Source organism: Protaetiibacter larvae, from assembly GCF_008365275.1.
Classification (GTDB): Bacteria; Actinomycetota; Actinomycetes; order Actinomycetales; family Microbacteriaceae; genus Homoserinibacter; species Homoserinibacter larvae.
The window spans coordinates 2,497,265-2,520,508 of record NZ_CP043504.1; the positions used below are offsets into that span (position 1 = coordinate 2,497,265).

The following is a 23,244-nucleotide window of genomic DNA, read 5'->3' on the forward strand; positions in this document are numbered from 1 at the left end:
GGGTCATTCGCCCTGCGGCACGTCGGTGTCGGTGGTGAGATGCGGGGCGATGTCCCGCGGTTCCAGCGTACCCGCCAGCACCTCCGCCACCTGGCTGACGATCGGCATCTCCACCCCGCGGCTCGCGGCCAGCTCCAGGATGGGCGCCACCGACGACAGCCCTTCCGCGGTCTGGTTCATCTGCGCGATGACCTCGTGGTAGTCGTAGCCCTGCCCGAGCAGGCGCCCCGCGGTGTTGTTGCGCGACAGCGGCGATTCGCACGTCGCGATGAGGTCGCCGAGGCCCGCGAGCCCGCTCATCGTCTCCGGCAGCGCGCCGAACGCGACCGCGAAGTCCGTCATCTCGACGAGCCCGCGGGTGATGATCGACGCCTTGGTGTTCTCGCCGTAGCCGACCCCGTCGACGATGCCGATCGCGACGGCGATGAGGTTCTTGAGCACCCCGCCGAACTCGGTGCCGATGACATCCGTGTTGACGAAGGAACGGAAGTACGGGTTGCTCGCGGCACGCGCCACCGTCGTCGCGGTGTCGAGGCTCGCGGATGCCACGACCGCCGCGGTCGGCTGCTCCTTCGCGATCTCGAGCGCCAGGTTGGGGCCGGAGACCACGGCGATGCGCGAGGGCGGCACGTCGAGCTCCTGCGCGATCACCTCGCTCATCCGCAGGCCCGTGCCCTTCTCGACGCCCTTCATGAGCGAGACGATCGGCACGTCTGCCGGGATCAGCTCGCGCACGATGCGCAGGTTCTCCCGCAGCGACTGGCTCGGCACCGAGAGGTACAGCTGGTCCGCGCCGTCGAGCACCTCGGGGAGGCGGCTGGATGCCGAGATCCCGCGCGGCAGGTTGATGCCCGGCAGGTAGTCGGAGTTGCGGCGCGACTGCATGATCTCGCGCGCCAGCTCGGGGCGGCGCGCCCAGATCGTCACCCGCGATCCGCCGTCGGCGAGGATCTTGGCGAAGGTGGTGCCCCAGGATCCGGCCCCCAGCACGGCCACGCGGCGCGGCACGGCGCCCTCGTCGGAACTCACCCGCCCATTCTCGCCCATGCGCCCTCCCCCGGCGGCATGGGCGAGCCGTGCGCCGATACGCTGCCCGCATGGGCAGGCGTGCGGATGCGACGCGTCACGTCGGCACCGAGCTGCTGCGCGGGGTGCGGGACCTCGGGCGCGGTTTCGGGTTCTGGCGGGTGCGACCGGGGCTCATGGCGCTCGGCCTGCTGCCGGCCGCGCTCGTGGCGATCGCGCTGGGCGCCGGCATCGTGGTGCTCATCCTCAACCTCGGGGCGTTGACCGAGTGGCTGACGCCGTTCTCCACGCACTGGTGGGACTGGGTGCGCCTCGGCGCCCGATACGTGCTCGGCTTCGCGATCGTCGCGGGCGCCGTCGTGCTGTCGGGATTCGCGTTCACGGCGCTCAGCCTGCTGTTCGGCGAGCCCGTGTACACGCGGATCTGGCGGGCCGTCGAGGAGCACGAGGGCGGCGCGCCCACCGGAGCGGAGCCGGGCTTCTGGCGTTCGGTCGGGGATGCCGCGCTGCTCGTGGCACAGGGGGTGCTGAGCGGCATCGTCGTCTGGGCGCTCGGGCTCGTCCCCGTGGTGGGAGTGCTGGCGCCTGTGCTCGGTTTCGTGATCGCGAGTCGCCTCGTGGCGCTCGAGCTGACGGCGCGGCCGCTCGAGGGTCGCGGGTTGACCCGGCCAGAGCGCGCCCGGATGCTGCGCTCGCGCAACCCTCGGCTGCTCGGCTTCGGGCTCGCCGTGCACCTGTGCTACCTCGTGCCGCTCGGGCAGGTGCTCGTGATGCCGGCGGCGGTCGTGGCGGCGACGCTGCTGGCGCGCGAGGCGCACGACGACCCCGCGAGGTGAACGAGGAGGGCCGCCGGAGGCGACGCGTCTCGATGCCACGGGGTGATCTCGATACGCCGCTGCGCGGCTACTCGATCAGCGGGGGTTACGCCGCTGCGCGGCTGCAGGCGCAACCCCGCTGATCGAGTGCCGCCCGAAGGGCGGTGTATCGAGATCCGCGGATCTCAGGACTCGAAGCGGCCGATCTCGGTCTGGCCGTGCGCCGCGGGATCCCAGCGCCCCTCGGGCGCGGTCTCGCCGCGCAGTTCCTCGAGCAGGCTCGTGATGGCGACCATCACGGCCTCGGTCGCCCCGGCGAGCACCGCCTGGTCGATCGGCTTGCCGCGCCAGGCGTCCAGGTTCACGGGCTCGCCGATGATCACCTCGACGGTCTTGCGCGGGAACAGGCTCAGCTTCTTCGAGTAGCGCGGCAGGATCTGCTGCACGCCCCAATGGGCCATCGGGATCACCGGCACTCCGTGCTCGAGTGCGGTGCGCACGGCACCCGTCTTGCCGCGCATCGGCCACAGCTCCGGCTGCCGCGTGAGGGTGCCCTCGGGGTAGATGACGACGGCGAGGCCGTCCTCGACGAGGCGCGCGGCGGCCGCGAGCGGCTGCCGGTTGTGGCCGGCCCCCTGCCGCTCCACGGGGATCTGCCCGGTGCCGCGCAGGATGCCGCCGAGCACCGGCACCCGGAAGAGGCTCGCCTTCGCGAGGAAGCGCGGCACGCGTCCGTGCTTCCACAGGATGTAGCCCGACACGAGCGGGTCGAAGTTGGAGTAGTGGTTGGGGGCGAACACGAACGCCCCCTCCGCGGGGATGCGCTCGGGATGCCGCACCCGGTACCGCGCGACGAGCAGCAGGAACGGCACCGCGATCCCGGCGACGATGCGCCAGAAGAAGGTCTTCTCGGATCGACGCCGACCCGGGCCGGGAGCGGCGGGGGGTGCGGCCATCAGTCGACGAGCGCGAAGTCGGCGCCGAGGGCGTCGAGCTTCTCGACGAAGCGCTCGTAGCCGCGGCTGATGATGCCGACATTGGTGATCGAGCTGCGCCCCTGGGCGGTGAGCGCCGCGATGAGGTAGCTGAAGCCGCCGCGCAGGTCGGGCACGTTGACATCCGCGCCGTGCAGCTTCGACGGGCCGGTGATCACCGCGACCTGCTCGAGCGGGCGGCGCGGCACGCGCCAGGTGGGCGAGTCGTAGCCGTCCTTGTGCACGACGATGTCGGCGCCCATCTCGACGAGCGCGTCGGTGAAGCCGAAGCGGTTCTCGTAGACCGTCTCGCGCACGACCGACACGCCGTCCGCCTGGGTGAGGGCGACGATGAGCGGCTGCTGCCAGTCGGTCATGAAGCCGGGGTGCACGTCCGTCTCCACGACGACGGGCTTCAGCTCGCCCGCGCGGAAGAAGCGGATGCCGTCCTCCTGCACGTCGAAGCCGCCGCCCGCCTTGCGGAAGATGTTGAGGAAGGTCATGAGCTCCTGCTGCGCGGCTCCCCCGACGAAGATGTCGCCGTCGGTCGCGAGCGCGAGGGAGGCCCAGCTGGCCGCCTCGTTGCGGTCGAAGATCGCCCGGTGCGTGTAGCCCTCGAGGTGGTCGACGCCTTCGATGAAGATCGTGCGGTTGGGCTCGACCGTGATGATGGCGCCCATCTTCTGCAGGATCGCGATGAGGTCCATGATCTCGGGCTCGATCGCCGCGTTCTTGAGCTCCGTCACGCCTTCCGCACGCACCGCGGTGAGCAGCACCTGCTCGGTGGCGCCGACGCTCGGGTAGGGCAGTTCGATGTGGGCGCCCTTGAGTCCGTTGGGCGCGGTGATGCGGATGCCCTCATAGCTCTTGTCGACGATCGCCCCGAAGGCGCGCAGCGCGTCCATGTGGAAGTCGATGGGCCGGTCGCCGATGCGGCAGCCGCCGAGGTCCGGGATGAGCGCCTCGCCGAGGCGGTGCAGCAGCGGGCCGCAGAACAGGATCGGGATGCGGCTGGAGCCGGCGAGCGCGTCGATCTGGGCGAAGTGCGCCTTGAGCACGTTCGAGGGGTCGAGCAGCAGCTCGCCTTCGGCGGGACTCGTGACGGCGACGCCGTAGGCGTCGAGCATCCGGGTGACGACGTGCACGTCGCTGATCTCGGGAACGTTCTGCAGCAGGCTCGGGCTGTCACCGAGGAGAGCGGCGACCATGGCCTTGGTGGCGAGGTTCTTGGCCCCGCGCACCTCGATGCGTCCGCGCAGCGGCTTGCCGCCCTCGATGACGATCCGATCCGAGGTGAGTCCCACGCGCGCTCCTGCCTTCTGGGCGTCGCGCGCGAGGTTCATCGCGACTGAATCCACGTGTTACCTATGCCTTGCCTGGTGCCCTGTGGGGCTAGCGGACGGGGAGGGTCCGAGGTCTCCAGCTCTCGCGGGTTCCCTCGAACTCGGTGATCCGCGCTTCGTCGCGCAACGTGAGCCCGATGTCGTCGAGCCCCTCCAACAGCCTCCATCGAGTGTAATCATCGATGTCGAAAGCGAACGAGACCTCTCCGACACTCACCGTCTTCGCAACCAGGTCGACCGTGGCCGCTATTCCCGGCTCGGCCTCGATGCGCTCCCAGAGCTGCTCGATCTGCTCCTCGGGGATGGTGCCGGTGAGCAGACCCTGCTTGCCCGAGTTGCCGCGGAAGATGTCGGCGAAGCGGGGCGAGATGACGGCGCGGAAGCCGAAGTCCCGCAGCGCCCACACCGCGTGCTCGCGGCTGGATCCGGTGCCGAAGTCGGGCCCGGCGATGAGCACCTTCGCCCCCTGGTACTCGGGGCGGTTGAGGATGAAGTCGGGGTCCTGCCGCCACTGGTAGAACAGGGCGTCGTCGAAGCCGGTCTTGGTGACGCGCTTGAGGAACTGCGCGGGGATGATCTGGTCGGTGTCGACGTTCGAGCGGCGGAACGGGACGGCGACGCCCTCGATCACGGTGATCTTGTCCATCAGCGGGCTCCCTCGGAGTGGTCCAGATCCCACGGGCTCGACAGGGTGCCGCGGATGGCGGTGGCGGCGGCGACGAGCGGCGACACCAGGTGGGTGCGACCGCCCTTGCCCTGGCGGCCTTCGAAGTTGCGGTTCGAGGTGGAGGCGCAGCGCTCCCCCGGCGCGAGCTGGTCGGGGTTCATGCCGAGGCACATCGAGCAGCCGGCGAAACGCCACTCCGCCCCGAACTCCTCGAACACCTTGTCGAGGCCTTCGGCCTCGGCCTCCAGGCGCACGCGGGCCGAGCCCGGGACGACCATGACGCGCACATGGTCGGCCTTCTTCTTGCCCTTCACGATGGAGGCGAAGGCGCGCAGGTCCTCGATACGGCTGTTGGTGCAGGAGCCCATGAACACGGCGTCGACCCTGATGTCCTTCATGGGGGTGCCGGCCTCGAGGTCCATGTACTCCAGCGCGCGCTCGGCGGCGGCCTGGTCGTTGGGGTCCTCGTAGCTGTCGGGCGCCGGGACCACATCCGACAGCGAGACGCCCTGGCCGGGGTTGGTGCCCCAGGTCACGAAGGGCTCGAGCTCGTCGGCGTCGAGGAACACCTCGGCGTCGAACACGGCGCCCTCGTCGGTCGGCAGCGTCTTCCAGTAGGCGACGGCGGCATCCCAGTCCTCGCCCTTCGGGGCGTGGGGTCGGCCCTGCACGTAGTCGAAGGTCGTCTGGTCGGGGGCGACGAGCCCCGCGCGCGCGCCGGCCTCGATCGACATGTTGCAGATCGTCATCCGTCCCTCCATGGAGAGCGCGCGGATGGCGCTGCCGCGGTATTCGAGCACGTAGCCCTGCCCGCCGCCGGTGCCGATCTTCGCGATGACGGCGAGGATGATGTCCTTCGCGGTGACGCCGGGGCGCAGCGTGCCCTCCACGTTGATCGCCATCGTCTTGAACGGCTTGAGGGGCAGCGTCTGGGTGGCCATGACGTGCTCGACCTCGGAGGTGCCGATGCCGAAGGCCATCGCGCCGAACGCGCCGTGGGTGGAGGTGTGCGAGTCGCCGCACACCACGGTGATGCCCGGCATCGTGAGGCCCAGCTGCGGGCCGACGACGTGCACGATGCCCTGCTCGGCGTCGCCCAGCGAGTGCAGGCGGATGCCGAACTCCTCGGCGTTGCGGCGGAGGGTCTCGATCTGGGTGCGGCTCGTGAGGTCGGCGATGGGCCGGTCGATCGCGAGGGTGGGGGTGTTGTGGTCCTCGGTGGCGATGGTGAGGTCGGGACGGCGAACCGGGCGGCCGGCCTGCCGCAGACCGTCGAAGGCCTGCGGGCTCGTGACCTCGTGGACCAGGTGCAGGTCGATGTAGATGAGGTCGGGTTCGCCGTTCTCGCCCTTGGCGACGACGTGGGAGTCCCAGACCTTCTCGGCCAGGGTGCGGGGGCGCGATGACGCGGGCCCGGTGGAGACGGTGCTCATGAGTGTGTCGGTTCCTTCAACGAAGATGAAACGGCCCGCGACGAACTCCGCGACGAGGGAGGCCGGGGGCTAGGCCTCGTCGCGGCGACGAAGGAGAAGGCGCCGACGGAGCATCCAGTGAGGATATCACCGCCCGCGGGGGATCACCTGCGCGCGACGGTGAGCACGAAGTCGCCGAGCTCGACCGATGAGCCCTCGCCCACCTCGACCTTGCGTCCGGGCACGGCTTCGGTGACGTCCTCGCCGTGCACGACCCAGACGCCGTTGGTGGAGTTGAGGTCGTGCACCCACAGCCCCTGCTCGTCGACTTCGAACACGGCGTGGGTCTTCGACACCGAGTGGGTGGTGTCGTCGACGGCGATGAGCTCGGCGCCCGGGTAGGCGTCGGAGGGCGCCGGGTTGCGGCCGATGAGCGCGACGGTGCGCACGATCGCCTCCGCCCCGTCCGGCAGCACGAGGCGCCACAGCACCGGAGCCGGGACCGCGGCCGGGATGATCGGCACCTCGGCGGTCACCGGCGCCTGCGCGGCGAGGATCGCCGCCTCCTCGGCGTCGAGCGGCTCGCGGCGGGTGTCGTAGGAGACCTGTGCGGGCGCGGGCGGCGAAGGCGGCGCGGGCGGCGGAACCGGAACGCCGGGGGTCGCCGGCACGAAGACGATCTCCTCGCGCTCGACGCGCGGGCGCTCCGGCTTCGGCGGCGTCTTGAAGGTGCTCGTGTCGAAGATGCCCGGCGGCAGCGTGATGAAGCCGTCGTCGTCGGTGTCCGCCATCGACCGCCCTCCCGTGTGAGACATGCTCGCCCGCAACGAGAGTAGCCCAGAAGGTGCTCAGCCCGGCAGCGTGGCCGACGGGGACTCCGGCGGGCCCGGGGCATCCCATGCCGCGGCGCGCATGACCGCATCGAAGAACTGCAGCAGTTGCTCCTGCAGGGCCGCCAGCGAGGTCGTGAAGGTCACGAGCAGCACCCGCTTGGTGCCCGGGATGGCGACCCAGTAGTCCACGATGAGCGTCTCGAGGGTCCCGCTGTCGTCGCCGGACCCGACGTCGATGACACGCACCCGATGCAGACGGGTCGCCTTCGTCGCGGGCAGCGCGATCCTCACCCGATCCACGGGGTCGCCTGGATCCGCGTGACCCTCGGCGACGATGTGCTCGAGGCCCCGATCGAGGATGTCGAGCACGCCGTCGGGAGCGGTGCCGATCGCGGGGGTCATCCCCAGCTCGGGGAGGTACACCGTGAACGAGATCGGCAGGGGCACCCCGTCGAGGATCTGCACGGCGATGAACATGCTCTGCCCGCCGGCGCGGATGGCGGCGTCGACGGTCTCGGTGAACTCGCGCGTCAGCCGCGCCCGCAGCAGGGCACGATCGTCGTGGGCGCCGACCCGGTGACGCACCAGGCGATGCGCGGCGGCGACGGCGCGGTCCCGGTCGTGCAGCTCGACCGCCCACCAGTCGCCCGGCAGCCGGAAGCGAAGCTGCGGAAGCTCCTCGGTCGCGGTCATCCCGCAGCCGTCCACTCGCCATAGCGTTCCGCCAGCTCGTCGCCGCTCAGCGTGATCCGGTCGTCGATGACCTTGTCGGAGAGGCCCAGGACCTCGGCGGCTCCGCCGAGGTCGATGCTCCCCACGAACAGTTCGACCTCGCTCGGGCGGGGCGCCTGGGCCACATCGAGCACGATGTCGGTCGGCCGGGCGGGCGAGGCGCGGAAGGCGGCAGCGAAAGCCGCCTCGACCGCCTGCGCCACGGCCGCGTCGTCCGTGTCGGTGACGTAGATCCGCAACCAGAAGCCCACACCGGCCGGCCCCTGCGAGAACGAGAGGTAGCTGTCGACGATGTTCGCATCGGCAGCGAGAAGCGCCGGGGGCACAGACTCTTCGAACGCGGCCGGCGACGCGGCGCACCCGACGAGGACGCCCGCACCCAGCGCGACCGCTGCTGCCGACGACACGATGCGTTCGAGGTTGCTCATATCACCGAGGTGTCCTGTTCGTGGAAGGTGTACCGGTAGGCGATCTCGGCGGGCGAGAAGAACATGGACTGCTCGTCCATCACGTGCTGCACCCGGGGATCGACCGTGCCGGTGGTGACGTGCTTGGCCGTCGCCGCGTACTTCGTCGCATCATGCGGATAGCCGGATCCTGCGGCCTCGGTGTTCACGGTCACCCAGTTCGCGCCCTGGTGCGGCGGAACGCCGTCGAGTCGCGGCACGTGGTCACCGTCGTGCTGGAAGGCGAGCACCGAGACGTCGTCGGGGATCCGCATGTGGTCGATCGGGGCACCCGCGACGGCGATCGCCCGGATCGTGAAGCCCGAGTCGGGGTTCGACGCGATGGCACCGGCCAGGATGCCGCCCTGGCTCCACCCGACGAGCATCACCGAGTCCTCCGGGCCGATGCCCGCCTGCCGCATGGCCTCGGTCACCGCCCGCTCGTACGCGGCCTGCATGTCGGGGGTGAGGATGAGCGCGAGGTTGGAGCCGAGGTCGTTGACCGCTCCGTGGTCGCCGCCGGGAACCTGCCAGTCCTGGGTGCTCGGCAGGGTGACCCGCCAGATCGGCTTGCCGTTCTCGTCGAGGGCGGGGGTGCCATCCGGGTTGAGCACCTGGACGATCTCCACCACCGTCGAGCTGTCGCCGCCGGCCTTGTCGATCACGTTGTTGTTGGTGAACAGGTACTCGTAGCGCTCGGCGGGTTCCTTCTGGACCAACTGCCCGCCGAGGGGCTTCGTCGGCACGACGGTGGGTGTCGGCGTCGCCGCCTCCCGCAGCATGAGCGCGGCGACGACGGGCGTCAGCAGGGGCACCACGGCGATGGCGATGCCGATCAGGATCTCGACGAGGTCGTCGGGCGAGGTGCCCGTCGCCAGCAGGATGAGGAAGGTCGGGATGAGGATCGCGAGCGCCGTGAGGATGACGACGAGCGCCACGACCACCATGACGGCCAGCAGCACCCCCGTCAGCACCGTGTCGAGGATGCGCGCGACCCACTCGCCGACGGCGAGCAGGAAGGACCCCATGTCCTTGAGCGCGGCACCCACCTTGTCCAGGAGGGAGTCGTTCAGGGCGTCGAGCACGGGGCGGATCCGGTCGGCTGCGGTCCGCGCGGCGAGATCCCACTCGTATTCGGCGTCGATCGCGCGCGACTCGGCGTGAGCGAGCAGCGTCTCGGCGTGCGCCTTCTCACGGGTGAGCCAGGCCATGCGCCGCGCCAGCTCGTCGGCCTCCTCCGGGTCGGGTGCGGAGACCATCAGCAGGAGCTTGCGCCGCTGGAGCTCGCCGAGCTCGTGGTCGTAGTAGCGCACCTTGGTGCGCGCGTCCTCGACATCGGTGATCGCTCGGCGATGCTCGCCCTGCAGTTCGGCGAGCCGCACCGCGAACTCGCGCACCGCGCTCCCCGTGGTCGAGAATCGCGGCTCGGCGGTGCGCAGCGATCGCGCCGCATCGCTGGTGCGATCGCGGATCGCGTCCGCGCTCTGGCCGATCGACGCATCGTCGGCGGCGATGCGGTCGAGGTCGCGCGCCAGATCGAGCAGCAGCTGCGCGGTGGCGCTCAGCTCGACGGCGTCGTCCGCGAGAACGGCCACGTCACCCGGGAGGTGCGAACGCATCAGGACTCCCCCGGGGTGTGGAGGTTCGCCGGATCGAGGAACTGACGAGCGCGGTTCTCGAGATCCTGATCGAGCTCGGTGAAGGTGTCGTGGATCGCCTTGTTGGCGTCGCGCAGGAAGTTCAGCTCCGTGACGAGGTCCTCGCGATGCACGCTCCAGGCATCACGGAACGCGCCGAGCGCGCCGGCGAGCTTGTCGTGGCCCGCCGCATCGGGGAGTCGACGGTACGCCTCCCCCATGCCGACCAGCCGGGTGGAGACGAAGTCGAGCGCGTAGTGAGCGCGCAGCAGGCGATCGAGGTCGAAGCGGAGGTCGGCCATGCTCAGCCTCCCGCCGTCGCGGTGACGGGTGCGGGCCAGCGGATGGTCGAGACGACCGCGTCGAAGAGGGCCAGCATCTCCTCCTCGTACTCGGCGAGCGCGGTCGAGAAGGTGAGGAGCGCGATGCGGTTCGGATCGCGCGCCGCGAGCCAGTAGTCGGCCTCGATGAACTCGAACGACCTCTCGACGCCCGCCTCTACGACGTCCCGCACGCGGCGCCACGAGTAGCGCACGGCCTGCAGCGCCTCCGGGTCGGCGACCACGGGCCGGCTGCCGCCGCTTCCGTCGGGGCCCCATGAGCGGGTCTCGGCGAGGAGGAACCTCTCGAGGTCCTGCAGGCCGAGGGCCGCGAAATCCGTCGATTCGACGGAGAGGACGAACACCGCCAGCCAGGCGGGCAGCGGCACCCGCGGCGTGAGGCTGAGCGCGACGTAGAAGTCCGTCGCCCCTCCGCGTTTGGCTTCGGCGGCCGCCTTCTCGAACCGTCCGCGCAGCTCGGCGCGCAGCTCGGCGAGGTCGTCGCGCCGGTGGGTGACCTCGCTGAGGATCTTGCGGATCGACCGCAGGATGCTGGCGTCGGTGCTCAGGTCGATGCGCCCCCAGCGGCCGGGAAGCTCGAATCGTGGCGCGTCGATCACGCGATGTCCTCTCCGATACGTACCGGCGTTCCCCCGGAGGCCAGGGCGACGACGTAGTCCGCCGCGTTCTCGAAGGCCGCGAGATCCTCGGTGACGAGCGTGAACTCGGCGATCGCACCCCACCCGCGGGGGAAGACGCCGAGGAACACCCGCTCCGTCGCCGGCGGGGCGAGCGGTTCGTCGGCCGGCGGCACCAGGATGTCCGTGCTGAGCACGGCCGGACCCGCCGGCAGCGCGAGTTCCTCGACTCGACGGTTGAGCGCCTCCCCGCCGCCCGCGGGCACGAAGCCCTGTGCCGCGCGCAGGTAGTCCGCGTAACCCGACGCCGTCACGCGGGCCAGGCGGAAGCTGAGCAGCGCGTCCACGCGCCCCAGCTCGGGGTGTGCGACGAGTGCGAACGACCGCCGCGACCCGGGGGACAGCTTTCGGGCGAGGTCGAGCATGCCCCGCAGCCCCTCCGCGAGCATCCCCCTGACCGGTCCGTCGAGCTCGAACGAGTCGAGGGCGGCCTCCACCCAGGTGTCGTCGTCGGTGGCCTCAGGGCTCGGAAGCTCGATCCACTCGGCATCGAGGGCGAATTCGAGAACCTCGGATTCGGGGGACATGTCTGCTCTCTCGATCATCAGGCGAAGAACCCGAACGCAGGGCGTTCGCCGGTCGGCTGCGGGAGCGGCGCGGGGTCGCTCATGGTGTCGACGTACGCGGCATCGCCGCGACGCACCCAGTTGGCGTCGCGATTGCGGTGGACGTACTCGATCGCCGTCGTGAGCTTGCCGACGACCTTCTCGTGCTGCTTCGGCGTGAGGTCGACGAACCACGGCTCGGTGAGCGACGAGCCCCGGGCACGGTTGATGATCGCGACTGTCAACGCCTGCGCGTTCCCGGTCGCCGACCAGCACACGAGCGAGCGGCGCTCCCCCTTGCGGGAGTCGCCCACGAGCATCAGCGCGCCGTCCGGCAGGGCGAACTGGTAGAACACCGGCAGCTCCATGCGAGTGCTGTGGAAGTTGAGATGCCACATGATCCGCTCGGCGAGGGTGCGCTTCTCGGTCTCGGAGAGCGTCGCCTTCACGACGACCTCGACAAACCGGTCACCGGGAACCCGCCGCGCAGACCGCCGGGTTCGACAGATCAGGTGCGTAGCCGAGCTCCACGACCGGCCGCACGACATCCACCACGGCCCCGAAGCCGTCGGCCAGGAGTCCGACGCCGTCGATCGCGGTCTCCACCTTGCCGAGGGTGCCGAGGGTGATGGGGTCGACGAGCGAGAGGATGAGCTCCCCCGGGTCACCGCCGCCGAAGCTGAGGTCGGACCCGGCGGTCGGACCGTGGATGTCGAAGTCGAGCGCGCTGCTGAAGGCGAAGTCGATCACGTCGCCATTGGCCTCCACGACCGAGTCGATCGCATTGTCGGCGACGAACTCGAGCAGCTCCGCGCCCGGACTGACCGCACGGACGACGGTCGTGCCGCCGCTGGCGAGCGACGCCGCGGTGGACGCGCCGGACTTGACCATCGTGCCGAGGGACTCCTTGGCCCAGGCGTTCGCACCGGGGCCGAGCTTCGCGGTCACGACACCGACGACGGCCATGATGCCGTCGCTGAGCACGCGCCCGAGGGTCTCCCGGCCCATGAGGAACAGCAGCGCCGAGCACGCGAAGATCGCGATGCCGAGAATGGCGGACAGCGCCGTCAGGGCCGTCGCGATCGCGGCGAACGCGGGGAAGAAGATGGCGAGCACCGCGAAGACCAGCGCGAGCACGTCGACGATCTGTTTGATCACCTCGAGCACGTCCCGCAGCGCCTCGAGGATCGGGCCGACATAGCGGGAGATGAGATCCCAGGCGTTCTGGAGGTCGCCGATGAACCCGTCGAACCATCCGTCGTTGATCCCCGCGGCCTCGGCGGCGGCACCGAGGCCGGCGATGGCCGCGTTGACGGCGGCGTCGCGCGCCTCGACCGCCGCCTGGTAGGCGCCGAGGTACGTCGCGTAGTGGCGGTCGTACTGCGAGGCCCTCTGTGCGGCTTCGGCGAGATCGGCGAGGAACTCCGGATCTGCGTTGTGCAGCCAGCGCTGCTCCTCGAGTTCGCGGTGGCGGTGGCGCCAGTACCGGGCGTTGTGGTTGTTGGTGTCGATGTGGTTGCGCGCCGTGGTCGCGCGCGACTGGGCGTCGGAGAGGGCGGAGGAATACGACTCGAAGGTGTCGGCCGCGCCCTGGTAGCGCACCGCGACCTTGGCCGCGTCAGCGTGGACATCCTCCGCCTGCTCGCGCACGGCGTCGATCGCCTCGCCGATCGTGAGGTTCTCGTTCGCCAGGGCACGCAGTTCGCGTGCCGCCTCGCGCAGGGCCTCGGCGGTGTTGTCGTACGCCCGGGCGAGGGAACGCACGCGTCCGGCATCCCCGGGAAGGTGGTCGGGCAGGGGGTCGTCGCACAGGATGCACATGGTCACACCGCCTGGGGTCGGTTCGAGGCGCCGGACGCCGGAGGGGCGGTCAGGCCCTTGGCGAGCTCGGTGTCGGTGCCGGAGAGCTGATCGTGGATGTTGCCGACGGAGTCGCGCAGCCACTGGAGCCGGTCGCGGATGTCGAGCCGGTGCTTGTCCCAGGAGTCCCGGAAGGAGTTGGCGGCGACGCCGAGGCGCGCGTCGCCGACGGCGATCGCGACGTCGATCGAGGTCTCGGTCTCCCGCGACATGGCGGTCACGGCCAGCTCGAGGTTGCGGTGCAGCTCGCCGAGTCGGTCGTAGTCGACTCTCAGATCGGCCATGCGGGATCCTTCCGGGTCGGGTGGGCGGAGTGCGGGAGCCGGCCGGCGCCGTCGACGCCGGCCGGCCGCGGACTAGCCGCGGATGGCGTTGGCGAGACCCTCGTCGGTCTGCTGCAGCGCGTCGGCCGCCGACACGAGGAAGTTGGCGAGACCGTCGAGGCCGTCGATGGCCTGCGAGGTGCCGGTGCGGAACTGCTCGAACGAGTCGCGGTAGGCGGCGGAGGACTGCTCGGCCTGGAATCCGGACGCGGTGAGCTGCTGCACGAGGTTCGAGAGCTCGGTGAGCTTCGAGTGCAGGTCGTCCTTGCCGGCCTGCAGACGGCGGGCGGCGTCGCGAAGCTCGTCGTAGGTGACGTTGAGGTTGGCCATGATGCTCCTTCTGATGGTTCCCGCGTAGCACGGGGGCTGGTGGTTGTGACTGTATTGACTTGTTGAGGATCGGTCGATGGGGATGACTCCCCATGTCGCTACGGGACGAGCGGCAGCTGGACTCGGACGGCCTTTCCGCGGGCGATGAAGAAGCCGCGACCGGGCGGGAAGTCGCCGCGCGAAACCCGCGGCAGCGAGGTCTTGAGGATCGTGTCGCCCTCCATCGACTCCGGCTGCAGCAGGAAGCCGGTGCGGGCCGCCTTCACCTCCTGCAGCAGCGGCCAGGAGGAGCCCCATCCCCCGCTCTCGTTCTCGGCGATGAGCAGGTGATCGCTGCGCTTGATCGCCTTGATCATCTCGACGAGAGCCGAGTCGGCGGAGGTGGAGAGGAAGTCGCCGATCTGCTCGATGATCACGAGGATCTTCTCGCCGCCGCCGGTCTCCGCGACGGTCGCGGTGACCTCCTTCGCGAGGGAGGCGGCATCCTCGACGGTGAGCGCCTTGGCCTCCCAGCCCGGCTGCTGCCCGATCACCGAGCGCGGCGACCCGAAGTAGTAGCGGGTGAGCTTCGGATGCGATCGGCCGACCGAGGCGATGAGCCAGCGCAGCGCGTTGCTGCGGCCCGATGCGGGCGGACCGGCGAGCACGATGGCTCCCGAGGGCTCGAAGCCGACCGGGGCGAGGGTGTCGTCGGAGATGCCGAGGGCGGGCAGGCCGTCGACGGTCGCGGGGAGCGCGGCTGCGGGGATCTCGGTGCCGAGCGAGCCCACCTCGACCGCCTCCGCCCGTCCCGTGCGACGGATGGCCTCGGCGAGCGCCGCGATGGCCTTCGCCTGCTCGGCGACCCCCTGCACACCGCCGACGATCGCCAGCTGGGCTTCGGCGCCGTCGATCACGGCGCGCCCGGGGGGCGATGCGGGCGAGAGGATGTCGGCGGGCGCGTCGAGCAGCAGGTAGCCGCCCTCGTCGGCGAGCCGCAGCGCGACCCGGCGCTGGAACGCGGAGGAGACGCCGGTCGGCACGCTGCCCGGCCGGTCCGCGGTGATCGCCACGTGCATCCCGAGCGCGCGCCCCTCGGCCAGGATCTGCTGGAACACGCCGTACCACGGGGCGCGGGTGGCGCCGATCTCAAACTCGTTCTTGAAGGTGGGGAAGTTGTCCACGAGCAGCAGGATGCGGCGCTCGTCTGGCGCGTTCGCGATCCGCCGGTAGTCGACGATCGAGCCCGCGTCGACCGCCGTGTAGGCGGCGCTGCGGCGCTCGAGCTCGTCGCGGAGCATCCGCAGCAGCCGCACGACGCGCTCGGTGTCGTCGCCCGCCACGATGGAGCCGACGTGCGGCAGCGCCTCGAGCATCCGGAGCCCCCCGGTGCCGAAGTCGAGCCCGTACACGTCGACGGGGCCGCCGCGAGGGGTGATGCCGGCCGCCGCCGCGAGCGAGCGCAGCGCGACCGTCTTGCCCGCGCCGCCCGCACCGAAGTAGGCGATGTTGCCGTCGATGTCGGGCCGGAACACGACCTCCTGCTGCTTCTGCAGCTGCGGCAGGTCGGCCACGCCGAGCACGAGCTCGGTGTCGGTGCGCTGGTGGAGGCGGGTGAGATCGAACACCGGGGCGAGCTCGTCGAGCCACGGACGCCGCGGCGCCGGGATGCGGGCCTCGCCTGCCGCCGCCACGAGGTTCGCCACGAGCCGCGCCTGGTCGGTGGGTCCGGGATCGGCCTGGCTCTCGGCCGCCGACTGCTCGTCCTTGCCGGGCAGCTCCCAGACGTGCTCGGCGCCGAAACGCAGTTCCGCCACCTCGACGCTGGGGGCGGCGGGGGTGTCGCTCGTCCAGCCGCCCGCGTAGGCGGACTGGAAGGGCGTGAGGCGCCCCGGGCCGGTCTTCGCGATGCCGCGTCCCGGGATGGACGGGTCGAAGGTGCCGGCCACCTTGTCGCCCACGACATCCATCGAGTCCGACTCGTCGGCCATGCGCAACGCGATGCGCAGGTTGGTGTTGGCGCGCAGGTTGTCCTTGATGACGCCCGCGGGACGCTGGGTGGCCATGATCAGGTGGATGCCGAGCGAGCGACCGCGCTGGGCGATGTCGACCACGCCGTCCACGAACTCCGGCACCTCCCCCGCGAGGGCGGCGAACTCGTCGATCACGAGCACGAGCGCGGGCGGGGTCTCCGGGTCGCCGCGCTTCTCGAGGTCGAGCAGGTCCTTGGCCTTCTTGCGGTTGAAGAGGTGCTCCCGGTGGTGCAGCTCGGCGCGCAGCGAGGTGAGGGCGCGACGCACCAGATGCGGGCTCAGGTCGGTCACGAGGCCGACGCAGTGCGGCAGGTGCACGCAGTCGGCGAAGGCCGAACCGCCCTTGTAGTCGACGAACAGGAAGGTGACCCGATCCGGGCTGTACTCGGCGGCCATCCCGAGCACCCAGGCCTGCAGGAACTCGGACTTGCCGGATCCGGTGGTGCCGCCCACGAGCGCGTGCGGTCCCTGGGTGCGCAGGTCGAGGTGCATCGCGTCGACGCCGGCCGAGCCGACGATGGCGCGCAGCTTGCCGGGGCGGCGGCGCACGAGCGGGCCGCCGGAGCGGTCGTGGATGGAGTCGTTCTCACGCCAACGGCCGACCGCCGCCGAGGGGGTGGTCGCCAGGGCCGGCCCGACGAGCGAGAGCAGGGTGACCGAACGGGGCAGGTCGCTCGAGTCGGCGACGGCGGCGCCGGCGTCGGTCACGGGGGCGAGTCGCCGTGCGAACCACAGGGCCTGGTCGCGGGTGACGGGCTCGGTGCGCACCGAGGTGATGGCGTCGCCGAGCCGCACGAGCCCCACCCGGGCGCTGCTGTCGGTGTCGACCACGACGAAGGTGCGTGCGACCGCGGGAAGCTGCTCCTGCGTGGGCGAGACCCAGATCGGGTACACGCCGGCATCCGCGGCGCGCTCCGCGAGCTGCACGAGCCGGGCGCGATCGACGGGCGCGTCGTCGGAGATGAGCAGCACGACCGCGGGGGTCGCCGCGGGCGGCGGCGCGACCTCCTCGGCGCCGTCGCCGACGGCGGCGCCCGCCACGAGGGCCGAGGACTCGAGCATCCGCGCGCCACGCACCTCCTGCTGCTTGGTGCGCACGGCGATGAGCTCCTCGATGGCCGAGAGCAGCGCCCCGCCGGTCGCCTGGCTGTTGGCGAGGTGGACGGCCTCGAGGGGGCTGTGCGGGGACGCCGTGTGCGGCAGCCACTTGAGCCACTCGAACTCGCCCGTCCAGGTGTTCGAGACGATGGCCGCGACGACGAGCTCGGCGGGCGAGTGCAGCCCGGTGAGCTGCACGAGCACGCCGCGGGCGGCATCCGCTGCGAGCGCCTGCGGTCCGGCGATGCCGAGCGCCCCCGAGAAGTAGAGGTTCTCGGTGACCGGCACCTCGTCGATGCGGCGGAAGGCGTCCTGGGTGGCCTTGACGCGCTCGACGTACTCGGGGAGGCCGGTCTCCTCCTTCGTGCTCGTGACGGTGTTGCGGGACTCCATCGAGCCGAGCCCGAGGTTCACGGAGAGGAACTGCCAGTGCTCGGGGCGGCGCGTCCACAGCAGGGGGCCGAGCTCGAGCGCCTGCGCGTAGACCTCGCCGGTCGAGGGGCTCTCGGCGCGGCGGACGGCGCGCTCGCGCTCCGCCTCCGCGGCGAGCGTGGTCTCGAGAGCTGCGGCCCGGGCGTCGAAGTTCGCGATGTCGAGCTTGCGCTTGCGCTTGCGTGTCGAGCGCGTCGTCCACCAGGTGCCCAGCATGAGCACGGGCGACGCGAGGACGAGCAGCAGCATCGCGGGGTTGCGCTGCATGAAGAAGATGCCCACGACGCCGATCGCGAGCGGCGCGACGAGCGCGAGCCACGGGAACGGCTGGGCGTCCTGCTCGGAGGGCGGCGCGGGCGCCGTGAACTCGGCACCCGGGTAGCGGGACTCGACCCTCGGGGAGCGGTTGAACGCGATGGGGCCGACCGCGGCGGGCTCCACGGGTGCGGCGGCGGGGGCTGCGATCACGGCGCGCAGCACGGTGTCGCCGAGGCGGACGGTGTCGCCGTCCTCGAGGTCGACGCGTGTCACGAGTCCGCCGTCGACTTCGAGACCGTTGGCCGAGTTCTGGTCGACCAGCCGGATCGCGTGGCTGAAGACGTCGACGCGCGCATGGCGCTTCGACACGAGGGTGTCGCTCAGGGTGAGGTCCGACATCGAGGCGTCGCGTCCGATGAAGACCGTCCCGGGCTTCACCGCGAACTCCGTGCCGGTGTCGGGGCCGTCGACCACGACGAGCCGCGCCGCGGGGGCTGCGGCCGCAGGCGCCGCCACGGTGCCCTCGGGCACGATCGCGATCGCTGCACCGGATCCGATGCCCGCCTCGGCGATCGCGAAGTCGCTCGCGAGCACCCGGGCGGCGGTGCCGCCCGCGTCCGTCACGCTCAGCGTCACCGGCGCGTCCGCGGCGCCCCCGAGCTTGGCCAAGTAGGGGTCGCGACCGCGGATGCCCGCCGCGACGTCGCCGACCGTCGCACCGGCGTCCGCGGTGACGACGATGTCCGCCTCGGGGCCGGAGTGCCGCCGGAGGGTCAGCTTCAGTTTCAGCGGTCGCTCCTTCGCGGTGCGGTGGTGGTGAGTCGCGAGACGAGGTCGCGGCCGGCGCGCACGCGGTAGCGGCTGAGCAGGCGCACGCGCGCGGTCGACTGCGTCCGCGCGAGGTGGACGGCGTCGAGGGCGGATGCCCAGACGGCGTCGCCCTCGGCCGTCTCCGCGTCACGCGCGGAGAAGACCAGCTCGTCCGCGTCGGCGGCGAGCACGCGCAGCCGCGGCGGAGCCTGCTGCTCGCTCGCCGGGAACTGCGCCTCGAGTCGCGCGGCGAGCATGCCGCGCGTCAGTCGCGCGGGCACCTGGTAGCCGAGTTCGGAGTAGCGGTCGACGAGCTCCGCCCAGGCGCCGGCGGCCTGGTCGGCCACCCGCGCCGCGCGACGGCGGCGGCGCAGTCGGCGCGACTTGATGGCGGCGACCACGATCATCGGCACGAACACGAGCGCCGCGAGTCCGAGCACTCCGGCACCCACCGGATACACCCATCCGGGGATCGTGAACGGCGCGTCGTCCTCGTCGTCGTCCTGCTGGTCGAGCTGCACGGGGGTGAGCAGGTTCTCGGGCTCCTTGTCAGCACGCGGAGGCTGCCGCACCTGCGGCTGCGGTTCGCTCTGCGGCTTCGGCACCTGATCCTGCGGGATGTCGGTCTCGTCGGGGGTCGGGTCGAACGGCACCCAGCCGACGCCCTCGAAGGCGACCTCGACCCACGCGGTGGCGTCCCGGCCGGTGACCGTGATCGCGCCGGAGCCCTCGGAGACCTCGGGGGCGAACCCCATGACGACACGAGCCGGGTAGCCGAGGCTGCGCGCCATGAGCGCGAACGCCGAGCTGTACTGCTCCTCGTCGCCGATCATCTGCCGGCCCTCGAGCAGCTCGCTGATGCGGTCCGCGCCGTGACCGGCACGCGAGGGGACGACGTCGGAGCTGCGCCCGTGGCTGAGGTAGCCGTCGCGTGTCAGCACGAGGCGGATCGCCTCGAGCTGCTCGACCGGCGAGGTCTCGGCGCCCGCCCACTCCTGCGCCTTCTTCGCGACGACATCCGGCACCTTCTCGACCGGCGGCAGCTCGACATGCGCCACCGGCACGGTCGAGAGCTCCTGCACGGACGGCGCCTCCTGGGTGACGGCGTCGATGCGGTAGCTGTCGCCCTCGTGCAGCCCGGTGGTGAGCACCATGCTGCCGGTGGCGGCGTTGTAGCGCAGATCGTCGGAATGCCCGGCCGCCTCTCCCCCGGTCAGCTCGAAGTCGGTCGGGTAGCCGACGCCCGGCACCCAGACATCCTGGTAGCCCGAGATCGTCACCTCGACCTCGGGGTGCGAGGTGGTGGTGGCGAGCGGGGCGTGCGGGATGCTGCGACCGACGAGCTCGAAGGAGCCGGAGCCCGAGGTGCTCGCGGCGGCCCCCGTGACGTTCCAGAGCTTGCCCGTGAAGGAGTCGAGCGTCGCCATCCGGATGCGGTCGCCCGGCTGCAGGCCGGTCACCGTGAACTGGGCGTCGTCGACGGTCTGCTTCGAGAAGTGGCGGAAGCCGGCGAGCGGGCTCGGGTAGTCGAGCGGGTCGAACGGGGGCTCGATCTCGTCGCGCAGCACGAAACGCTGATCCTGCGCGGGCGAGAACCAGTAGGCCGCGCCGCCGCCCACCACGACCGCGACGAGCACGACCGTGACCGTTCCGACGACCTTCCGGCGCAGCAGGGCGCCGTCGGTGCGCGCCGCGACACCGCCGACCGGCTGGCGCCAGCCGAGCCAGACGAGGGCGAGCACCGCGAACGCGACACCCCGGATGCCGGCCTGGTAGGCCTCCTGGGTGCCGAGCAGGATGCCCGCGAGGTAGAGCACGACGGCCGGGATGAGGGTCACGCCGAAACGCCACGCGGTGCGCGGGCGGCGGGCCAGCCAGCGGGCGGCGAGCAGGGTCGAGCTGAGCGCGACGAGCCACGCCGAGGCGTACGGCACGACGGCGATGTAGGCGGGCGCGCCGACCGGGGTCGAGAGCGTGAGCAGGTCGGACCAGCCGTCGACGGTGCCGAGCGCGAGGCTCGCGAGCGAGCGGAGGGTCGGCACGACCCCGAACACGGTCTGGCTGGGCACCGCGACGGCGGGACCCACCAGGAAGTAGCCGACGATCGCGACGGCGAAGGTCAGCAGGCCGCCCAGGCGCAGCATCGTGGTGAGCAGCCCGGTGGCGAGCCCCAGGGCGAGCCCGCCGAGGCCCGCCGCGAGGAAGCTGTACCCGCCGTAGGACGGGGTGAAGCCGAGCACGCCGAGCACCGCGAGCACCATCAGGATCGCGATGTCGAACCAGGTGCGACCGCTCGGCAGCTCGAGCGCGGCACGACGGGTCGGCGCGGTGGCCGGTGCGGCGCCCGGTGCGGCGACGGGGGTGGCCACGGATGCGGCGGTCACGAGCTCAACCCCCGGAACAGGCCCGGCAGATCCTCCAGGCGGCCGACCGTCAGCAACTGCATGCCGCCGACCGCGCCGAGTCGGGCGGGCTCCCCCTCCTCGACGACGATGCCGAGGTGGGTCGTGTCGGCGCCGAACAGGGTCTGCACGCTGCGGATCTCGCCCGGGCCGAGCCGCGATCCGCCGACCGTCACGACGACACTCGGCGCGGGCAGGCGTCGGGTGCGCTCGCGCACGAACTCGCGGAAGCCTCCGAAGCCCTCGGTCTCGCCGTACTCGAGACGACAGGACGAGTCGAGCATCGAGCTGACCGAGCGCGTACGCCAGGCACCGCGCTCGCTCACCACATCGAGCTGCGTGCCGTCGCGGATGATCTGCGCGGCGATCGAGGCTGCGCACGACACCGCGAGCTCGAACTCCTCCTCGCTCGCGTAGAACGCCGCGTTCGTCGGGAGCACGACGATGATCTGCGAACGGCGGGTCTCCTGGAACTGCCGCACCATGAGCTGCCCGATGCGCGCCGAGGTGCGCCAGTGCACGTAGCGGCGGTCGTCGCCGGGCACGTAGGGGCGCAGCGCGTGGAAGGCGAGGTCGTTGTTGGTGATCTTCGCCGACACCTGCCCCTCGAGGTCGCGCACGAGGCCGGCCGCGGAGGAGGCGAGGCGCACGGTTCGCGGATGCACGAACAGCTCGACCGGCTCAGCCCATTTCACGGCCCGGCGCAACAGCCCGAGCTGGTCGCCGCGGATCGACTCGGCGGGGCCCGCGACGATCACCGCGCGCCGATTCGTCGGCACCTGGAAGAGCTCCTCCTGCTCCTGCTTGGGCGCCATGCCCGGAAGCGGGAACTCGGCGACGCCGCGGCCGACCGGGAGCTCCATGCGCGTGGGGGCGAGCTTGCGGGAGCCGGTGTTGGTGACGACCATCCGCCCCATCGCGCGGTCCCCCACGACGACCCGGCGCGGGTTGAGCTCGATGAGCACCCCGTAGCTCGACCGGCCGATGAGGAAGAGCGTCGACACGAGCACCGCGGCGAGCAGCACCATCCCGAGGAAGGTGAACTCCTGCCAGCCGAATGCGACGCTCAGCACGACGGCGAGCACCCCGAGCCCGAGCACGATCCAGCCGACGGGGGTGATGACGCGCAGCACCGGTCCGGCGACGCGCCGGATGCCCCGCCCGATCGGCGCGAGCACGTTGCCGACCGCCGTCGCGAACCGACGCGCGCGGTCGCCCGCCGGGCGCAGCAGCGCGGCGGGAGGCTCGAGTCGGGCGGCGGTCATGGGTTCAGGCGGCGCGGTAGGCGGGCGGCTCGATGTCGACGAGGATGCGCGAGACCACGTCCTCGGCGGTCACGCCGGCGAAGTCCGACTCCGGGTCGATCACGAGACGGTGGGCGAGCACGGGGATGGCGAGCTCGCGCACGTCGTCCGGCGTCACGTAGCTGCGGCCCTTCGCGATCGCCCAGGTCTTCACGGCGCGGGCGAGCGCCATCGCACCGCGCATGCTCACCCCGAGCACGACGTCCCGGTGCTTGCGGGTGGCGTCCACGATGTCGGCGAGGTACTGCATGACCGACTCGTCGACATGCACCTCGGAGGCGAGCGCCGCCATGGCGAGGATCGACTCGGGCTTGATGATGGGCGTCACGAGCGAGGCGCGGGCGCGGTTGGAGGAGTCCATGAGCAGACCGACCGCCGTCTTGGCGTCCGGGTAGCCGAGGCTCGTCTTGATGAGGAAGCGGTCGAGCTGGGCCTCGGGGAGCTTGTAGGTTCCGGCCTGCTCGACGGGGTTCTGGGTGGCGATCACGAGGAACGGCGCGCCCACCGAGTGGCCCTCGCCGTCGATCGTGACGACGCCCTCCTCCATGACCTCGAGCAGCGCGGACTGGGTCTTCGGGGAGGCGCGGTTGATCTCGTCGGCGAGCACGATCGAGGCGAAGATCGGGCCGGGGTGGAACTGGAATCGGCCCTTGCCCTGGTCGTAGATCTGCACGCCCGTGACATCCGAGGGCAGCAGGTCGGGGGTGAACTGGATGCGGCTCGTCGTGCCGTCGAGGGTGTTGGCGAGCGACTTCGCGAGCACCGTCTTGCCCGTGCCGGGGTAGTCCTCGAGCAGCACGTGCCCGTCGGAGATGAGCGCGGTCAGCACGAGCTTGATGACGTGGTCCTTGCCGACGATCGCCTTGTCGACATTGGCGACGAGCTTCTGGAAGGCGTCGGCGAACCAGGTCGCCTGCTCCTGGGTGACGGGCATGTCTCTCTCTTCTCGTTCGGGTGGGGTCGGTGC

Annotated in this window: 21 protein-coding genes; 1 reads left to right on the forward strand and 20 read right to left on the reverse strand. The window is 71.4% G+C overall.

From position 1 onward, the window contains the following. Positions 1-3: 3 nt before the first annotated feature. A complete protein-coding gene (locus tag FLP23_RS11855; protein WP_149326051.1) occupies positions 4-1,047 on the reverse strand; it encodes an NAD(P)H-dependent glycerol-3-phosphate dehydrogenase in 1,044 nt (347 codons plus the stop codon). Between the two features lie 50 nt (positions 1,048-1,097). On the opposite strand from FLP23_RS11855, the gene FLP23_RS11860 reads away from it, so the two are divergent. After that, positions 1,098-1,862: an EI24 domain-containing protein gene (locus FLP23_RS11860; RefSeq protein WP_149326052.1), complete on the forward strand. Its 765-nt coding sequence runs from the start codon at positions 1,098-1,100 to the stop codon at positions 1,860-1,862. Positions 1,863-2,026: 164 nt separating this feature from the next. On the opposite strand, the gene FLP23_RS11865 is transcribed toward FLP23_RS11860, so the two are convergent. The 19 genes from FLP23_RS11865 to FLP23_RS11955 all read right to left on the reverse strand — a co-directional run bounded on the left by FLP23_RS11865 (position 2,027) and on the right by FLP23_RS11955 (position 23,211). Then, on the reverse strand, positions 2,027-2,797 hold the full coding sequence (locus tag FLP23_RS11865; protein WP_149326053.1) for a lysophospholipid acyltransferase family protein: 771 nt from the start codon (positions 2,795-2,797) through the stop codon (positions 2,027-2,029). Continuing rightward, positions 2,797-4,158: a UDP-N-acetylglucosamine 1-carboxyvinyltransferase gene (gene murA, locus FLP23_RS11870; protein ID WP_149326054.1), complete on the reverse strand. Its 1,362-nt coding sequence runs from the start codon at positions 4,156-4,158 to the stop codon at positions 2,797-2,799. The genes FLP23_RS11865 and murA overlap by 1 nt, the downstream gene beginning before the upstream one ends. A gap of 49 nt (positions 4,159-4,207) precedes the next feature. Continuing rightward, positions 4,208-4,804 (reverse strand): 3-isopropylmalate dehydratase small subunit, encoded by a 597-nt coding sequence (leuD, locus tag FLP23_RS11875; RefSeq protein WP_149326055.1) that lies wholly within the window; start codon positions 4,802-4,804, stop codon positions 4,208-4,210. Beyond that, complete coding sequence (leuC, locus tag FLP23_RS11880; protein WP_149326056.1) at positions 4,804-6,258, reverse strand: 3-isopropylmalate dehydratase large subunit; 1,455 nt, start codon at positions 6,256-6,258, stop codon at positions 4,804-4,806. Before leuC ends, leuD begins: the two co-directional genes overlap by 1 nt. 143 nt (positions 6,259-6,401) lie before the next feature. Then, positions 6,402-7,028, reverse strand: coding sequence for an FHA domain-containing protein (locus FLP23_RS11885; RefSeq protein ID WP_168200444.1), 627 nt, complete (start codon positions 7,026-7,028; stop codon positions 6,402-6,404). Between the two features lie 57 nt (positions 7,029-7,085). Next, a complete protein-coding gene (locus tag FLP23_RS11890) occupies positions 7,086-7,763 on the reverse strand; it encodes a hypothetical protein (protein WP_149326058.1) in 678 nt (225 codons plus the stop codon). After that, positions 7,760-8,230: a hypothetical protein gene (locus FLP23_RS11895; RefSeq protein ID WP_149326059.1), complete on the reverse strand. Its 471-nt coding sequence runs from the start codon at positions 8,228-8,230 to the stop codon at positions 7,760-7,762. The genes FLP23_RS11890 and FLP23_RS11895 overlap by 4 nt, the downstream gene beginning before the upstream one ends. Then, positions 8,227-9,867 carry a hypothetical protein gene (locus FLP23_RS11900; RefSeq protein WP_149326060.1) on the reverse strand — a complete coding sequence of 547 codons (1,641 nt, stop codon included), beginning with the start codon at positions 9,865-9,867 and terminating at the stop codon, positions 8,227-8,229. Before FLP23_RS11900 ends, FLP23_RS11895 begins: the two co-directional genes overlap by 4 nt. Continuing rightward, positions 9,867-10,187, reverse strand: coding sequence for a hypothetical protein (locus FLP23_RS11905; RefSeq protein ID WP_149326061.1), 321 nt, complete (start codon positions 10,185-10,187; stop codon positions 9,867-9,869). Before FLP23_RS11905 ends, FLP23_RS11900 begins: the two co-directional genes overlap by 1 nt. Positions 10,188-10,189: 2 nt before the next feature. Beyond that, positions 10,190-10,825 (reverse strand): hypothetical protein, encoded by a 636-nt coding sequence (locus FLP23_RS11910; RefSeq protein WP_149326062.1) that lies wholly within the window; start codon positions 10,823-10,825, stop codon positions 10,190-10,192. Beyond that, positions 10,822-11,430, reverse strand: a complete 609-nt coding sequence (locus tag FLP23_RS11915; protein ID WP_149326063.1) for a hypothetical protein — start codon at positions 11,428-11,430, stop codon at positions 10,822-10,824. Before FLP23_RS11915 ends, FLP23_RS11910 begins: the two co-directional genes overlap by 4 nt. Positions 11,431-11,447: 17 nt before the next feature. Further along, positions 11,448-11,897 carry a hypothetical protein gene (locus tag FLP23_RS11920; protein ID WP_149326064.1) on the reverse strand — a complete coding sequence of 150 codons (450 nt, stop codon included), beginning with the start codon at positions 11,895-11,897 and terminating at the stop codon, positions 11,448-11,450. Between the two features lie 19 nt (positions 11,898-11,916). Continuing rightward, on the reverse strand, positions 11,917-13,269 hold the full coding sequence (locus tag FLP23_RS11925; RefSeq protein ID WP_149326065.1) for a hypothetical protein: 1,353 nt from the start codon (positions 13,267-13,269) through the stop codon (positions 11,917-11,919). A 2-nt stretch (positions 13,270-13,271) separates the two neighbouring features. After that, positions 13,272-13,592 (reverse strand): hypothetical protein, encoded by a 321-nt coding sequence (locus tag FLP23_RS11930; RefSeq protein WP_149326066.1) that lies wholly within the window; start codon positions 13,590-13,592, stop codon positions 13,272-13,274. Between the two features lie 72 nt (positions 13,593-13,664). Next, the gene (locus tag FLP23_RS11935) at positions 13,665-13,961 is read right to left on the reverse strand and encodes a WXG100 family type VII secretion target (RefSeq protein WP_149326067.1); all 297 of its coding nucleotides are present in this window, start codon (positions 13,959-13,961) and stop codon (positions 13,665-13,667) included. A gap of 98 nt (positions 13,962-14,059) precedes the next feature. Continuing rightward, a complete protein-coding gene (locus FLP23_RS11940) occupies positions 14,060-18,430 on the reverse strand; it encodes a type VII secretion EssC family protein (RefSeq protein ID WP_246139990.1) in 4,371 nt (1,456 codons plus the stop codon). A 116-nt stretch (positions 18,431-18,546) separates the two neighbouring features. Next, positions 18,547-20,955 (reverse strand): transglutaminase-like domain-containing protein, encoded by a 2,409-nt coding sequence (locus FLP23_RS11945; RefSeq protein WP_149326069.1) that lies wholly within the window; start codon positions 20,953-20,955, stop codon positions 18,547-18,549. Then, a complete protein-coding gene (locus tag FLP23_RS11950; protein WP_149326070.1) occupies positions 20,952-22,238 on the reverse strand; it encodes a DUF58 domain-containing protein in 1,287 nt (428 codons plus the stop codon). The genes FLP23_RS11945 and FLP23_RS11950 overlap by 4 nt, the downstream gene beginning before the upstream one ends. A gap of 4 nt (positions 22,239-22,242) precedes the next feature. Next, a complete protein-coding gene (locus FLP23_RS11955; RefSeq protein ID WP_149326071.1) occupies positions 22,243-23,211 on the reverse strand; it encodes an AAA family ATPase in 969 nt (322 codons plus the stop codon). Positions 23,212-23,244: the final 33 nt, after the last annotated feature.